Origin of the sequence: Novosphingobium aeonii (genome assembly GCF_052279045.1) — a bacterium.
GTDB lineage: Bacteria > Pseudomonadota > Alphaproteobacteria > Sphingomonadales > Sphingomonadaceae > Novosphingobium.
This window is the reverse complement of sequence record NZ_CP176833.1, coordinates 1,230,277-1,245,720: the sequence shown is the minus strand read 5'-3', so window position 1 is coordinate 1,245,720 and position 15,444 is coordinate 1,230,277. Positions and strand designations below refer to the sequence as shown.

Here is a 15,444-nt window from a genome sequence, read left to right as displayed (position 1 = left end):
TCAAGGGGAATAGAGGAATGACTGCGGCGCAGACCGGGGGCGAAGCCCGGATCAACATGGCGTTCATTATCGCCATCGTGGCCGTTGCCACGATCGGCGGGTTCATGTTCGGCTACGATTCCGGCGTTATCAACGGCACCCAAAAGGGGCTCGAAGCCGCCTTCGACCTTGGCAAGCTGGGCATCGGCTTCAATGTCGGGGCGATCCTGGTCGGCTCGTCGATCGGTGCGTTCGCGGCGGGCCGCATGGCCGACATCATCGGCCGGCGCGGCGTGATGATGCTGGCGGCGGTGCTCTTCTTCTTCAGCGCGCTCATGGCAGGCGCGGCCGGTTCCTCGGTGATCTTCATCATCGCGCGCATCATCGGCGGCCTCGGCGTCGGTGCGGCCAGCGTGATTTCGCCGGTCTACATCTCGGAAGTGACGCCCGCAGCGATCCGTGGCCGGCTTTCCAGCGTGCAGCAGGTCATGATCATCACCGGCCTTACCGGCGCCTTCGTCGCCAATTTCGTGCTGGCCCGGTTTGCCGGTGGCTCCACCGAGTCGCTCTGGCTTGACCTGCCGGCCTGGCGCTGGATGTTCTGGTTGCAGTCCATCCCGGCCGCGATCTACTTCTTCGCCCTGCTGATCATCCCGGAAAGCCCGCGCTACCTCGTCGTCAAGGGTCAGGAACAGCGCGCTCACGCCGTGCTTACCCGCCTGTTCGGCACTGCCGAGGCAGACCGCAAGGTCTCTGAAATCCGGGCCAGCCTTGCTGCGGACCATCACAAGCCCAAGCTTTCCGACCTGATCGACCGTGCCAGCGGCCGGGTTCGCCCGATCGTCTGGGCTGGTATCGGCCTGGCCGTGTTCCAGCAGCTCGTCGGCATCAACGTGGTGTTCTACTACGGCGCCACCTTGTGGGAAGCGGTGGGCTTCTCGGAAGACTACGCGCTCCAGACCAATATCCTCTCGGGCGTGCTCTCGATCGGCGCCTGCCTTGCAACCATTGCCATGGTCGACCGCATCGGCCGCAAGCCGCTGTTGCTGATCGGCTCGGCGGGCATGGCGGCCACGCTCGCGACCGTCGCCTACGCTTTCTCCACCGCCGTGACCGGCGCCGACGGCGCGGTTTCGCTCCCCGGCCACAACGGGGTGATCGCGCTCGTCGCCGCCAACCTCTACGTGATCTTCTTCAATATGAGCTGGGGCCCGATCATGTGGGTCATGCTTGGCGAGATGTTCCCCAACCAGATCCGTGGTTCCGGCCTTGCGGTTGCGGGCTTCGCGCAGTGGATCGCCAATGCGGCGGTTTCGGTAAGCTTCCCGGCACTGGCCGTGAGCCCCGGCCTCGCGGTGACCTATACCGGCTATGCCTTCTTCGCCGCCGTTTCGTTCTTCTTCGTCCGGGCCATGGTCAATGAGACCAAGGGCCGCGAACTGGAGCAGATGGAAGGTTGAGTAATCCCAGGGCCGCCGCGCTCCACCGTGGCGGCCCTGGGACTCCGGCATGAATATCCGTTTCGTCGGATCGGAGGGGCGACCGGTCGCGTCGCGCCGCAGCCCCGGTGGCCCTTGGCGGTTTTGATGGTCACAGACCGGATGTGGCCGCCAAAAGGAACGCTGTGCGACAAGCAAACCTATGGAATGCCTGCGAAGAGCGGGACAATCGTCTGCCGGACAAACTGAACCACGGGGCTCGCCGGTCTCAGGCGATCTCGATCGCGCGCGTGATCTGTATTCTCGGCGTGGTCTACGTCCATGCCTGGACCGGCCTCAGCGGATATGATCTGGAACTCGCACGGGGTAGCGTGCAGGAAGATCTCCGCTGGGTGCTGATGGAAATCTTCGGGCACAGCGCCGTGCCGCTGCTCGGGTTGATTTCAGGCTGGCTGGTGGCCGGATCGCGCACCACGCTGCAGTGGCGCATCCACCTGCGGCGCAAGGCCAGGACGATCCTCGTGCCCATGGTCCTGTGGAATGCGCTTGCGGTGCTGCTGGTTTCCGGTTCCGCATGGTTGTGGCACCTTCCGGCGCCGACGCCGGATTCCGTGCGCTGGGTGGTGGAGGAAATCTTCATCGTCACGCGCAATCCCGACATCAACGTCCAGATGCCTTTCCTGCGCGATCTTTTCCTGTGCATGGTCCTGGCGCCGCTGTTGGTGAGGATGCCGAGCCGCGCACTGGCGGTTCTGGCGATGGGCGCGGCATTCTGCCAGATTTTCGGCTTCGGGCCGCCGGTCTTCATGCGCGCGGCCATTCCGTTCTTCTTCATCCTCGGCATTCTTGCACAGCGCGGCGGCATGGCGGAGCGTGTGGCGAAGGCCCCCCTTGCGTGGAGCGTCTTGCCGTTTGCGCTCCTGATGCCGGTGCAGCTCTATCTTTCGCTGCGGCTTGACGGACGGCCGGTCGATTTCGGCACTTCGGCGCTGGACCTTGCGGTGCGTGTCGCTGCTGCGGCGGCCTATTGGCGGTTGTCGTGGGCACTGGCCGGAAGTGTCGCCAAGGACGCGCTTCTGAAGATGGAGCCTTATGTTTTCCTGCTGTTCTGTTCGCACCTGATCCTGATCTGGCTGGGCGGGCCGGTGCTCGGGGCCCTGTTCGGAAAGTTGGGCGCGCCGCTCTATCCGGTGTACCTGGTTGCGCAGCCGCTGATCGTTCTGGGCGCGGTGGTTGTAGTGGGCACCTTGCTTGCGCGGACCGTGCCTGGACCGGCGCGGCTCCTGAGCGGGGGCAGGCTCAGGGCGGCCTGATCCCCTTTCGGCCGGGCCTCTCTGGAATCGCGCCGTTCCCAATGCCGCGATTCCGCGCTATGGGCGCGCCATGCATACTGGTCGTGTCGAAACGGAAGCCTCGGGCGGAGCGGTGAAGCCGTTGCCGCTAAGCGTGGCCGCGCTCTATCAATTCACGCCTTTCGCGGATTGCGACAGCGTGCGCACGCCGCTTTTGCGGCTTTGCGAGGAGCAGGGGATCAAGGGCACCCTGCTGGTGGCGCATGAGGGCATCAACGGCACGGTCGCCGGTTCGCACGAGGCGATTGCACGCCTGCTTGAGCATATCCGCGCCTTGCCGGGCTGTTCGGAACTGGACGTGAAGCTCTCCAGCGCCGAGACTATGCCGTTCCACCGCATGAAGGTGCGCATCAAGCGCGAGATCGTGACCATGGGCGAGCCGGACATCGATCCGCTGGCGATCGTGGGCACTTACGTCGAACCGCAGGACTGGAACGCGCTCATTTCCGATCCCGATACGATCGTGATCGACACCCGCAACGACTATGAAGTCGCCGTCGGCACTTTCGAGGGGGCGATCGATCCCGGCACGCGCACTTTCCGCGAGTTTCCCGAATGGTTCCGGGCCGAGCGCGAGCGCCTGCTGGGCGAGGGCAAGCCGCCGAAAGTGGCGATGTTCTGCACCGGCGGTATCCGCTGCGAGAAGTCCACCGCGTTCCTCAAGCAGGAAGGCGTGGAGGATGTATTCCATCTCAAGGGCGGCATTCTCAAGTATCTGGAGACGGTCTCCCCGCAGGAAAGCATGTGGCAGGGCGAATGCTTCGTGTTCGATCAGCGGGTGACGATCGGGCATGGGTTGGTCGAGGGCACGCATCTGCTGTGCCATGCCTGCCGCCGCCCGGTCAGCGCGGCCGAGAGCCGGTCGGACCGATACGAGCCAGGCGTCAGTTGTCCGGCCTGCCATGACGAACGCACGGACGAACAGCGCGCCTCTTACCGCGAGCGACACCGGCAGGAGGAACTGGCGGCGGCGCGCGGTCAGGCCCATGTCGGCGCCGTTCGCACGGGCAAAGAGGACGCCGCCGCAGACCGACCGCAGTGACCGCGAACGCGCGCCCCGTCCTCTACAGCTTCCGGCGCTGTCCCTTCGCCATGCGGGCGAGGCTGGCGTTGATGATCGCGGGTGCCGGCTGCGACATTCGCGAGATCAAGTTGTCGGCCAAACCGGCGGCGATGCTGGAGGCTTCGCCCAAGGGGACGGTGCCGGTGCTGGTCCTGCATGAGGGCGCGGTGGTCGACCAGAGCATCGATATCATGCGCTGGGCGCTGGCGCGGCACGATCCCGAGGGCTGGCTCGGGCGTGACGATCACGCGCTGATCGCGGCGAACGACGGTCCCTTCAAGCATGACCTCGATCGCTACAAGTACCCCGACCGTCATGGCGCCGATCCGCTGGTCCACCGGGAAGGCGGCCTGACCTTCCTTCGCGAACTGGATGCGCGGATCGCCCCGGAAGGGCAGCTTTGCGGAAGCGCGCGAGGGCTCGCCGATGCCGCGATCATGCCTTTCGTGCGACAGTTCGCCGCGACCGATCCGGCATGGTTCGGCGGCCTGCCCCTGCCGCATCTCAAGGCTTGGCTGGAAGGCCATCTCGGTTCGGCGCTCTTCGCTTCGATCATGGTGCGGTTGTCGCCATGGCAGGAGGGCGATAACGCGGTGCCCTTCGCGATCGGGGATGGACCGTCCGGCCAAATCCAGTAAGGCGGCCCGAAGCGATGATGAGGGCTAAGTGATGGCGACGAAGACGATTCCCGGCGATGTGCCGCAGCAGAACGTCTACCGCAGCAATGCGCGGGTGCTGGTTGCCAGCCTCGTCGGCACGGCCGTCGAATTCTACGATTTCTATATTTACGCCACAGCCGCCGCCCTGGTGTTCGGGCCGCTGTTCTTTCCGGCCCATTCCGCCTCGGTGCAGCAGCTTGCGGCGTACGCCAGCTTCGGCATCGCCTTCATCGCGCGTCCGGTAGGGGCAACGCTGTTCGGCCATTTCGGCGACCGTGTCGGGCGCAAGTCCACCCTGGTGGCGTCGCTGCTGCTGATGGGCGGGGCGACCGTGCTGATCGGCTTCCTGCCGACTTACGAGAGCGCCGGCTGGCTGGCGCCGCTGATGCTCTGCGTGCTGCGCTTCGCGCAAGGGCTCGGGCTTGGCGGAGAGTGGGGCGGCGCGGCGCTGCTCGCGGTGGAGAATGCGCCGCCGGGTTATCGCGCGCGCTTCGGGATGTTCCCGCAGCTGGGTGCGCCGGTCGGCTTCATTGCCGCGAACGGCCTGTTCCTCGTGCTGACCATGACGCTGAGCGATAGCGATTTCGCGACCTGGGGCTGGCGCATTCCTTTCGTATTGAGCGCGGTGCTGGTGGGACTGGGCCTGTGGATCCGCTTCCGCCTTTCGGAAACGCCGTCCTTCGCGGCCGTTCTCGAACACGAGCCTGCCCGGTCGATCCCGCTCGTTGAATTGTTCAGGACGCATCTGCGCCAGACCCTGGCGGGGACTTTCGCCGTCGTCGCCTGCTTTGCGATCTATTACCTGACCACCGCCTTCGCCCTGGGATATGGCACGACCACGCTTGGCTATGACCGGCAGGCGTTCCTCGGCGTGCAGCTTTTCGCCATCCTGTTCATGGCGGTCGGCATCGTGGTGGCAGGCTATGCGGCGGACCGTTGGAGTTCGCGCGGCGTGCTGATTTTCGGCAGTGTCGTTGCGGTTATCGTGGGACTGGCGATGGGCCCGATGTTCGGAGCGGGATCGCTGGCGGCGATCGCGGTGTTCCTTTGCCTTGGCCTGTTCACGATGGGGCTGGTCTACGGCCCGCTGGCCTCTCTGCTTCCGCAGCTGTTCAGTGCCCGCGTGCGCTATACGGGGGCGTCGATCGCCTTCAATGTCGGCGGGATTCTGGGCGGCGGCTTTGCCCCGATGATCGCGCAGACACTGGCGGACCGGGGCGGGGTGCTGTTCGTGGGCGCTTATATCTCCGGCGCGGCCGTGCTGACCCTGATCGGGCTCCTGACTATCCGCAAGAGCACCGAACAGGACTTCGTCATCTGACCGGGGCCGCCGGGGCTAGCATGCCTTCGATGGCCGGCGTGTCAGGGCGTCAGAGGCTCCAGTCCAGCTTCACGCCGATCGTGCGCGGACGGATGATCGACCCTGCCGGCACCGCCTGGGACGTGAACGGTGCGTTGAGAATGCCGAACTTGTCGAAGACGTTGTTGGCGAAGGCCATCACGCGGATGTTCTCGCCAAGACCCATCGAGGCGCGAAGGTCGAACACGTTGAAGCCGCCGCGCCTTGCGTCGTTTCCGAAGGCGACCGGCGCCTTCGAAAGGTAGCGGTGCGCGATCTCGAGGCTGGGCGCCCCGGTCAGGTCCGCCAGTTCGAAGCGCAGGTTGTTGGCCACCGACCATTTCGACGATCCTGGCAGCGTGGTGCCCTTGTCATAGCCGCCGCCCACGGCGAAAGTATCGGGCAGGAACTTGCTGAGACGCGCGTCCTGATAGGTCACGTTCGAGCTGAAGCTGACGATGCGGTTGACCTGAAGCGCGCCCGAGAACTCGACGCCGTCGATCTTAGCGCCGCCGGCATTGGTGACGTAGGAATAGTAATAGGGGGCATCGGTGAAGAGGCGGGCCTGGATGTCGTTCCACTCGATGTGGAAAGCGGCCATGTCGATCGTCAGGCGATTGCCGAAGAGCGAGGTCTTCACGCCCGCTTCGTAGTTGTCGACGGTATCGCTCTTGTAGCTGGTGGGAATGCCCGTCAGGATCGCCGCATTGGGGTTGGGGCCGCCTTCGCGGTAGCCCTGCGAATAAGTGGCATAGGCCAGCATCGTCTCGCCGGGCTTCCATGATAGCGAGACCTTCGGCGTGAAGCCGTCTTCCTTCTGCTTCACGCCGAAGCTGGAGGGCGCGATGGTGTAGCTGCCGGGGGCCAGCGAGCCCGGCGCATTGGTGATCTCGGCAGAGTTGCGGGTGTTGTAGTAGCGGCCGCCCAGCGTCAGGGTCACGGTAGGCACGAATTCCCAGGAAGCTTCGCCGAACACGCCCCAGTTCTCGTTGCTGGTGTCGGAGAGATAGCCGTAGATGGCATCGTTCGGGGCGATCAGATCACCCGAATAGCCGCCGTAGAGATCGGGGTTCGCATCGATGAAGTCGGCGGCGCCGCCCTGGTAGATGCGGTCTGCGCTGTGCTTCTTCGCCTTCATGTAGCTGAAGCCGATCAGCCACTGGAACGGGCCGCCGTCCTTCGAGGCGAGGCGGGTTTCGAAGCTCTTGATATTGGCATTGGCCTTGCCCAGCGAATAGGCGGCGTCATCCCCCGTGGTCACGCCGGTGACGTAGGCATAGGGGTAGGAGAACAGCGTGGTGTTGTGCTTCTCGGTGATGGAGCCGAGCACCGTCAGGTTCGCGAAGGGCAGTTCCTGATCGAGCCGCAGGCTGTTCATCCAGAAATCGGTCTTCTGGGGTTCGGCGCGCGGCGTGTCGCGGACATAGGGATTATCGAGATCGAGGTAGGTCTGGTCGTCCAGCCTGGTGTCCTGATAGGTCGTCAGGAACGTCAGCTTGGTGGTGTCGTTGGGGGTGGCGACGAGCGAGCCGCGCAGGCCGCGCGTGCGGTAGTCGTTCGAGCCGTTCACGCCGATGCCCGGATTGTCGAGATAGCCCGCATCCACGCGCTGAAGCGCCATCACCCGCACCGCGAGCTGGTCCTTGACCAGCGGCAGGTTGATCATTGCCTTGGCCGCGTAGTTGAGCTGGCCGGAAGCATTCCTGGTGCTGCCCAGCAGGCCTTCGGCGGCAGCATCGAACTTGCCCGGATCGGCGACGGCGGCAACGTAATTGACCGCGCCGCCCAGTGTCGAGGTGCCGAACAGCGTGCCTTGCGGGCCGCGCAGAACCTCCACGCGCTGAAGGTCGAAGGTGTCTATGTCGGGGATGCCGATCGGGAAGCCGGGCTCCACCAGCGGCACTTCGTTGAGGTAGTAGCCGACCGTGGTCTGGCCCTGTTCGTGATAGGTGGTAGCCGCGATGCCGCGGATCACGACTTCGGAAATGCCGGGCTGATAATCGTTGAAGACGACGCCGGGCAGGCGGGTGATGTAGTCGGCCAGGGAATTGGCGTTCATCGCCTTGAGCTGATCGCCGCTGACGGCGCTGATCGGCATCGGCACGTCGCTGAGCTTCAGTTCGCGCTTGGTGGCGGTGACGATGATGTCGTCCTTGCCCATCCCGGTTTCGGAAGCCTGCTGTGCATGGGCAGGTGCGGCCAGGCCGAGCGCCAGCACCGTCGAGGAAAGGATCGCTCCCTTGATCGTGTTACGTGAACCCATCATTTCAACCCTCATGTTTGTCGTGGCGATCCCGGCCGGAGCCGGTTCTCCATCGTTGATATCCGCCGGACATGCTTGTCCGGCTTCCCTGCCGTTCCCCGGACCCGCGCCCGGGATACTCCTCCATTGCCGTCTTTTTCCGCACCCCCGCGTTACCCGGGGGGACGGGTGCGGCTTCATTCCGTCGCGGCTCCGCCTTGCGACAGGCGTTCGGCGTTGAAACGGGTCATCCAGTCGGCCAGCGATGCATTGCCGGTGCCGGAAATGAGATCGGTGAGGGCTTCCATCGTCTCGTCCTGACCAAGCTTGAAGCTGGCATGCACGGCGCGGACTGTCGCGCGGAAGGCGATGATGCGGTTCAGCATCGGCTCCACCCGGGGGCCGGCGCGCTCGATGGTCCACGGATCGGCCAGCTCCGCCTCCATGGCATTGGAGAGTTGCACGACCGAGGCGCGCGTCTCTTCCTCCACGAAAGTCACATCCACCTCGATGGCGGCGACGGCATAGTTCCACGTCGGAACCCAGGTTGGGTTCCTCACCAGCGATGGCGAGAGGTAGCCTTGCGGGCCGGAGAACAGAACCAGCGCGCGCGGATCGGCGCGCAAATGCTCCGCCTGAGGATTGGCGCGGGAACAATGGCCCAGAAGCGACACCAGTTCGCCGGAGCCGTTGGTTTCGGCCAGAAGCGGCAAGGGAACCGCCTGAAAATGCCCATCGCGCGCCGAGACCAGCCAGGCGAGCGGATATTCGCCGATAAGCCTGAGCAGGTCCTGGTCGGAGCCGGATGGAAATTTCATGCTGGTACTGTCGCGCCGCGCCTGCACCTCATCAATCGGCCAAAAAGGAAAGTTTCATGGGTCCAAGTGGGAGGTGCGAGCAGGTCACTACGACCTAGACTTTGGCGGGGTTGGTGACGAAAACGATCCGGCGCAGGTTTCGCGCCCAGGCGGCGATGCCTTGCCCGGCCGGTCGATCGTGCTTCCCGGAATGCGGAGGATCGACGAGCATCGCCAGCAGCGTCAGGATCGGAGCCAATCGCGGCCTGTGTAACTGCAGGTTCCGGCGGCGGCTCTGCATCGATACCCGCCAATCGCGCCTTTCATGCCCGATCGTCACCCCGAGCCACTGTGACAGTGTCCTTAGCTGGGTGTGGAGCGCGCGCCTGGCCTGCGCCGACGGGAACAGGGCTTCGAGGGCTGAAGGGTCAGGAATTCCGCCACTTTCGGCAATGCGGGCTATGTCCAGAAGGTGTCGCAGGTCGATCAGGCCGCGCCAGTAATCGTGCTCCTGCAACTGGTCGTGGAGAATGAACAGAGCTGCCAGCAGGGAGGGGGAGGGCAAGGCAGCCACGCCGGACCCGACCACATAGGGCAGGCATGATCGCGACAGGGCGGCATGGTCGTGGCCCGGCCCTGCCAGTTTCAGGCGAAAGTGCAGGTCTATGCCGCCGGGGTCCTGGGGGCGGAACAGGTTGACCCCCTGCCACTCCCCGGCGCTGGAGGGGTAGCGCCGATAGCCGACGATCGCCAGCGCGGCGACGGCTTCCGGGCCTGCCTCGTAGGGAACCATGAGGTCGAGATCGGTCAGCAGGCGGTGCGCGCAATCCTCGCCGTTGCGGGCAAGCAGGGCGGCGCCCTTGAGCAGGATCGGCTCGATCGCGGCCTGGTTGAGCGCGGCAACCGCTTCCCGGAGCTGGTCATGCATCCGGCGGTTGCGTATCGCGGTTCGCGTGCGAACTTCCTCAAGAAAATGTCTGACTTCGGCCGGGACATCGGTGTCGTCGGCCAGCGCTTGAGCCAGCGCCGGGGTGACGAGGGTGCGATTGGCGAGGCTGAGCATGCCATCCCAATCCGGTGCGACGCCGCGCGGTTCCCTGAAGGCCTCGCCGCGAAGGCATTGGCACAGCGGGCCGAGGGCATTGCGATCATCGTCCAACGAGTGTCTCTAGCTGCCGCGCCCCTTGCTCGGCTTCCGTATAATGCAGGCGCAGCGTGCTGGCGTTCTCCACCATGGCGGCAAGGGCGGCCATGGCTTTCGCGGAACAGCGGCCGCTTTGGGCGAAGCCTTCCGCGAGCAGCTTGCCGAGGCAGGCAGTGGCCGAATTGGGCGCCAGCTCATTACCGGAGGCGCTCCCCCGATGGAGATCGACGATCGCGCTGACCTTGCGCCACCGGGTATCGACCGGTCCCGGAAGCGGAAGATAGCGCAGCCATTGGCCGTCTCCGCGCAGCACGGGTTCGCTTGCGGCGAGGCCGGGCGCGATATCCGCCAGTCTCTCCCAGCTTCCGCGTTTGATGGTGACCGGCAGCGGCAAGGGCGCGATCATGCCGGTCCGCGGATCGAACAGGACGATATCGTCGGACGCGACGGAAAGCGCCGGGCAGGTCGCTGCTACGGTGACCGCCAGCGTGGATTTCCCAGCGCCGGGGGCTCCGGTCAGCATTATCGCTTCGTCGCCGGCGAGGAGACACGCGGCATGGAGGGCGATGAAGGTATCGCCTTCAAGCGCCCTGGATACCAGCGCCGCGCGAAGGCCCGGGCCGGTATTCGCGCTTGGGACCAGCATCCCGCGCAGCGATGCAGAGATGAAGGAGAGCGTCCCGATGCAGCAAAGCGCAACCCTATCGTGCGCTATGAGCGATGGTGTCAGGCCGGCTGCCAGATGCGCGTAAGGGGCGGCGAAGGTCTGGCCCCAGGGATCGTCGGGAAAACGGATTTCCACCAGATCGTCTCCCCGTGGCAGGTACCTTTGGATGGCATAAGGAGGAACAGGGGCAGAGAAGGACAGGCCCGGCTCGGCGGCGATCACCCCTTGTTCGGACCAGCCAGTCAACAGGGCGTCGATCGCCTCATCCGATAAGGCTCCCGCAAGCTGGCGGCGCAGCGCCGAAAGCGATATTCCATCGGCAAGCCACGCCACGATGTGGGCTGCCGAGCCGTCTAGCGCGTGGAGTTGCTGGGAGGCTTCGAGGAAGAGCACCGGGCGCTGGTCAACCACGAGCGGCACGGCGCCTGGAGCCAGATACAGTTTCAGGCTTTCGGCAGCGGACTTCGCTGCCGGGGAATCCCGATCCGCGTTGCGGTGCATCGCTCCCTCCGGCCCCCGACCACGCGGATTACTCCGCGTGGTGTGATTCGATCAGCGCTTGTCGCCTTTCTTGCGCTCGGGTCCATCGCGCGAGCCCCCTTCGGCAACCTTGGGCGCCGAGCCTTCCGATTTCGTCTCGGGGACCTTCGTTCCGCCGCCGTCGCCTGTCGCCGACCCGGCAGCAGGCGTATCCTTGGGCGGGGAAGCGCCGCCGTCCTTGGTGCCGCCGGCACCGCCATCGCCGGTGCTGGCGCCATCCTTGCTGCCGCCGCCATCGCCGGTATGTCCGCCGTCACCGGTGCTGCCGCCGCTTCCGCCACCGCCGCCACCTCCACCACCGCCGGACTTGGCGATCGCGGGCGAGCTCAGCGATGTCGAAAGGAGCATTGTCATCGCGGGCGGAACGAGCAGGGAATACTTTCCGCAAGCCGCGAGGAACGAGCGTCGATCGTTCGTTTCGGCTTGCTCAATCAGGTCTTGCGGGTTCTCCATTGCCTCGACTCCCCATCATGCCGAAGCCAGCGTACAGGAGGGCGCCTCCCCCGAAAGCGGCTATTATGGGCAGCGCCGCGCAACTATCCCGATGCACTTGCCGCATCATTCATAAGGTATCGGCGACTACCTCCCATTTGCCCTTGCGGGGCGGCGCGGCTGGCCAGACCGGCGATCGTCGGCTATAGGCCCCCGATCGCCGACAGGTATTTGCACGTCGGCGACTGAGAGACCAACGAGCTCCCGCAGGCAGGAGAGCTTCGATGGACTATCAGGTATCCCGAACAGACGAAGGCTTTTCGCGGGTCGATGCGGCTTCCCGCTGCATGGGAGTGCCGTGAAAAGACAGGTCAGGTGACGTCATCGGGGGCAATGACGTGGCCACGGGCTGATCCGGCCCGGCATTCGCGCGGGAGCGTCCGGCCTTCATCGGGGTTTCCGTTTTATGACATTTTGAATTCAAGCTTCACGGACGACATCTCATGACCGGCAAATCCGAAACGCAGCCTCTGCCCCCCACGCGGATTCAGGAAAACATCCTGGCAAGGCGGGAACGACAGCTCTTGCAATGGCTCTGCGCCCGGATGCCGCGATGGGTCACGCCGGACGTGCTGACCGCGACCGGTCTCGTCGGTGCCTTCATGACCTTCGGTGGCTATGCCGCAAGCAACCTTTCGGCGCAGTGGCTGTGGCTGGCGATGGCGGGTTATGTCGTGCAGTGGTTCGGCGATTCCATGGACGGCAGCCTTGCCCGGTTCCGCCGCATCGAGCGCCCGTCCTATGGCTATTTCATCGATCACAGCTGTGACGGGCTGACGACGGCGCTGATCGTCTGGGGCATCGGCACCAGCCCCTATGTGACGATGGACGTCGCAATGGTGGCACTGGTGGGATATCTCCTGCTTTCCATCCATGCCTATCTTGCCGCCCGCGTGCTGGGCGAATTCAAGCTGTCCTATCTCCAGGCCGGGCCTACCGAACTGCGCTTCATGCTGATCGGCCTCACCCTGATGATGATGACGTTGGGTTCGGGCAAGGGCCTGTTCGGCGCGGTTTCCGGCTTTGATCTGTTCGTCGGCAGCGTCGGCGTGATCCTCATGGTCCTGTTCGTCGTTCAGACGCTTGTGACCGGTCGGCGCCTCGCCGCGGCGAGCTGATCGGCGAAACCCAATGCGGCCACGCGCGTTTTCCTGACGATTCCGTCAGGAGAATGCCATGGTCGATCCAGTCACCGCCATTCCGGGGAGCGCTTCCTTTACGGTAGGGATGTGTTCATGAGCGGTTTTCCGGTGGACCGTCTCGTGTTCGTTCCCGATGACGTGGACCTTTCCCGCTCGCCACTGGCCGGCCATCTCGATGCCGAGACTTACGTTCTTGGCGCTTTCAACCCCGGCCTGACGCGCCTTCCCGGCGGCAATCTGCTGATGATGGTGCGCGTGGCCGAAGCCTTGCGCGAACCGATCCGGGACGGCCATGTCCACGCCATCCGATGGGAGGGCGAGGAAGGCGATCATGGGCGCTACGTGCTAGACGCCTGGCCGCTGGAGCATGCCGATACCACCGACCCGCGCAAGTTCATGCTGCGGGGCGGAGGTTGGCGCATCATGGCGCTGACTTCGCTTTCGTGGTTACTGCCCGTCGAACTCGACGCCGAAGGGCTGAACGTGGTCGCCGTCCACTACGACCGCGCGATCGCGCCGCAGCGCAGCCTGCAATGCTACGGGATCGAGGATGCGCGGATCAGCAAGGTGGGGGAAGACTGGCTGATGACCACCTGCTCGGTCAGTCCCGAGCGGCATTCGACCACGCTCTACAGTTCGAAAAACGGTCTGGACTGGCAATTCGAGGACATCGTGCTCGATCACCAGAACAAGGACATGCTGATCTTTGAGGGCCTCGTCGGCGGTCATTACTGGGCGCAGACACGCCCGCTCGGCGATCTCTATTTCGCCTATCCGCCGGGCAGCGAGTGGCGTTCGGGGCCTTCGATAAACCTTGCGCTCTCGCCTGACGCGCGGTTCTGGAAGCCCTGTGGCAGGCCTGGAATTCGGCCCCATTCCGCTACCGTCGCCACCGCGAGAATGGGGGGAGGGGCGCCGCCGGTCCTCACGGACCAGGGTTGGTTGACGCTCTGGCACGGGGTGGAGCCCAAGGAAATCGTAGGTATCTATCGCACGTACTGGTCGATCCTGGACCGAGACGATCCCAGCCGCGTCCTGCGGACCGGCCATGCGCCGTTGCTTGAAGCGGCCCCGGACCTGACGCTTCCGCTAGAACACCAGATGTATCTGCGGGACGTGGTATTCACCACGGGCATCGCCGCGCATGGGGAGCATTATATAGTGGCGTCCGGCGAGGCCGACCTGGCCTGCCGGATCACGCATATTCCCCGTGCCGTCTTCGCGCCCTGACAGATCAGGCCCGGCGCGGAACGCAGATCGCCAGAACCGCTCCGAGCAGGGCAAGAGCACCCAGGACCATGAAGATCTTCGTGATCGAAAGGCCCGCTCCGATCAGGAAACCGCCGATCAGCGGCCCTCCAACGCCGCCGAGCCGACCGAAGCCCGCGCACCAAGCCACCCCGGCGCCGCGCATGCGCGTGGGGAAGTAATTGGCGGCCAGCCCGTAGATCAGCGTCTGCGTTCCGCTTGTGCCCACGCCCACGAGCGCGACGACGCACAGCAGTAGCCAAAGCGGCAGGGCAAGGGTCAATGCGAGAATGGCCAGCGCGCCCACGATGAAGCTTGCCGCCACGACCGGGCGCGGCCCCATCCGGTCCGCAAAGCGGGCAGCGAACATCGGACCGAGCACGGCGCCGCCGTTGAGCACCAGCAGGAATGACAGCGATCCCCTGGCGTTGAAGCCGGAGCGCATCATCAGCTCGGGTAGCCAGGTGTTCAGCGAATAGACCAGCAGCAGCCCGGTCGCACTGACGAGACCGATGAGAACGGCAGGTATGAGGAATTCGCCGAAGAGGCCGCGATAACCCGTCGCCTCCGTTTCGGAACGGCGGGGCGCCGGTTCCTGATCGGGCAGCGCCACGCCGGTTCGTGCCGCGATTGCGCGTGCTTCCTCGACCCGGCCGCGCGAGACGAGCCACATGACCGATTCCGGCATCCTCAAGATCGCAAGCGGCAGCAGCGTTATCAGCGGCAGAGCCCCGATCGCGAACATGCCGCGCCATCCTATATGCTCAGCCAGCAGGATCGCGATACCCGCCGCTGCGAGGCTGCCCAGCGGCACGCCCGCGTAAGTCACGGCATTGTAGAGATTGCGCCGTCCCGGCGGAGCATATTCCGAAACCATGGCGGCCGTCGTCGCCAACAGTGCGCCGACCCCGAGCCCGGTGGTAAAACGCAGGATTCCGAACATGGCGGCGGAATGGGCGAGGGCGGTGAACAGCATTCCCAGCGAAAACCACGCATAGGCTGCGATCATCATTCGCCGTCGGCCGATACGGTCGCCGATGCTCCCGGCAATAAGCGCGCCCACGAGTACGCCAAGCAGCGCATAGCTGCCGAGGGCGCCTGCCAGCGCCGGATCGACTGGACCGATCTGCGCCGGGTCACGAAGGAACGTGGAGACCACGGTCCCGTATACGACGAGGTCATAGCCATCGAACATGAGACCAGCCATTGCGATCCCGACAATCCACGCCAATGTCCTTCGGCGCAGTTTCTGCGCCGTGGCATCTGCAGCCATCCGCCTCTCCCTTCCCAATCCTGCTCGTTTCGAGCCAAGGTCTCTTGCGTCGACCTTTGGCGGGAACG

General features: G+C 64.9%; 13 protein-coding genes. 7 read left to right on the top strand and 6 right to left on the bottom strand.

Annotation, left to right across the window (positions count from 1 at the left end; translation table 11 throughout):
• Window positions 1-17 precede the first annotated feature (17 nt).
• From ACLIMP_RS20870 to ACLIMP_RS20850, 5 genes are all read left to right on the top strand, one after another.
• Window positions 18-1,439, top strand: a complete 1,422-nt coding sequence (locus ACLIMP_RS20870) for a sugar porter family MFS transporter (protein WP_443478231.1) — start codon at window positions 18-20, stop codon at window positions 1,437-1,439.
• Window positions 1,440-1,651: 212 nt separating this feature from the next.
• Window positions 1,652-2,731 (top strand): acyltransferase family protein, encoded by a 1,080-nt coding sequence (locus ACLIMP_RS20865; RefSeq protein WP_443478911.1) that lies wholly within the window; start codon window positions 1,652-1,654, stop codon window positions 2,729-2,731.
• Window positions 2,732-2,801: 70 nt separating this feature from the next.
• On the top strand, window positions 2,802-3,812 hold the full coding sequence (gene trhO, locus ACLIMP_RS20860) for an oxygen-dependent tRNA uridine(34) hydroxylase TrhO (protein WP_443478230.1): 1,011 nt from the start codon (window positions 2,802-2,804) through the stop codon (window positions 3,810-3,812).
• The gene (locus tag ACLIMP_RS20855; RefSeq protein ID WP_443478229.1) at window positions 3,809-4,471 is read left to right on the top strand and encodes a glutathione S-transferase; all 663 of its coding nucleotides are present in this window, start codon (window positions 3,809-3,811) and stop codon (window positions 4,469-4,471) included. The genes trhO and ACLIMP_RS20855 overlap by 4 nt, the downstream gene beginning before the upstream one ends.
• A gap of 31 nt (window positions 4,472-4,502) precedes the next feature.
• Window positions 4,503-5,813 (top strand): MFS transporter, encoded by a 1,311-nt coding sequence (locus ACLIMP_RS20850; RefSeq protein WP_054439132.1) that lies wholly within the window; start codon window positions 4,503-4,505, stop codon window positions 5,811-5,813.
• Window positions 5,814-5,862: 49 nt separating this feature from the next.
• Here the strand turns inward: ACLIMP_RS20850 and ACLIMP_RS20845 are convergent, their stop codons facing one another.
• The 5 genes from ACLIMP_RS20845 to ACLIMP_RS20825 form a co-directional block, all read right to left on the bottom strand.
• Window positions 5,863-8,097 carry a TonB-dependent receptor gene (locus tag ACLIMP_RS20845; protein ID WP_443478228.1) on the bottom strand — a complete coding sequence of 745 codons (2,235 nt, stop codon included), beginning with the start codon at window positions 8,095-8,097 and terminating at the stop codon, window positions 5,863-5,865.
• Between the two features lie 173 nt (window positions 8,098-8,270).
• Complete coding sequence (locus ACLIMP_RS20840; RefSeq protein ID WP_443478227.1) at window positions 8,271-8,891, bottom strand: FMN-binding negative transcriptional regulator; 621 nt, start codon at window positions 8,889-8,891, stop codon at window positions 8,271-8,273.
• A gap of 94 nt (window positions 8,892-8,985) precedes the next feature.
• Complete coding sequence (locus ACLIMP_RS20835) at window positions 8,986-10,029, bottom strand: nucleotidyltransferase family protein (protein WP_443478226.1); 1,044 nt, start codon at window positions 10,027-10,029, stop codon at window positions 8,986-8,988.
• Window positions 10,019-11,182, bottom strand: coding sequence for a hypothetical protein (locus tag ACLIMP_RS20830; protein ID WP_443478225.1), 1,164 nt, complete (start codon window positions 11,180-11,182; stop codon window positions 10,019-10,021). The genes ACLIMP_RS20835 and ACLIMP_RS20830 overlap by 11 nt, the downstream gene beginning before the upstream one ends.
• 51 nt (window positions 11,183-11,233) lie before the next feature.
• Entirely contained in the window at window positions 11,234-11,674 is a 441-nt protein-coding gene (locus tag ACLIMP_RS20825; protein ID WP_054439087.1) for a hypothetical protein, read from the bottom strand.
• 482 nt (window positions 11,675-12,156) lie between these two features.
• Between ACLIMP_RS20825 and ACLIMP_RS20820 the strand changes: the two genes are divergently transcribed.
• Window positions 12,157-12,831, top strand: a complete 675-nt coding sequence (locus tag ACLIMP_RS20820) for a CDP-alcohol phosphatidyltransferase family protein (protein ID WP_054439085.1) — start codon at window positions 12,157-12,159, stop codon at window positions 12,829-12,831.
• A gap of 117 nt (window positions 12,832-12,948) precedes the next feature.
• Complete coding sequence (locus tag ACLIMP_RS20815) at window positions 12,949-14,085, top strand: glycoside hydrolase family 130 protein (RefSeq protein ID WP_443478224.1); 1,137 nt, start codon at window positions 12,949-12,951, stop codon at window positions 14,083-14,085.
• A gap of 4 nt (window positions 14,086-14,089) precedes the next feature.
• Here the strand turns inward: ACLIMP_RS20815 and ACLIMP_RS20810 are convergent, their stop codons facing one another.
• Entirely contained in the window at window positions 14,090-15,376 is a 1,287-nt protein-coding gene (locus tag ACLIMP_RS20810) for an MFS transporter (RefSeq protein ID WP_443478223.1), read from the bottom strand.
• Window positions 15,377-15,444: the final 68 nt, after the last annotated feature.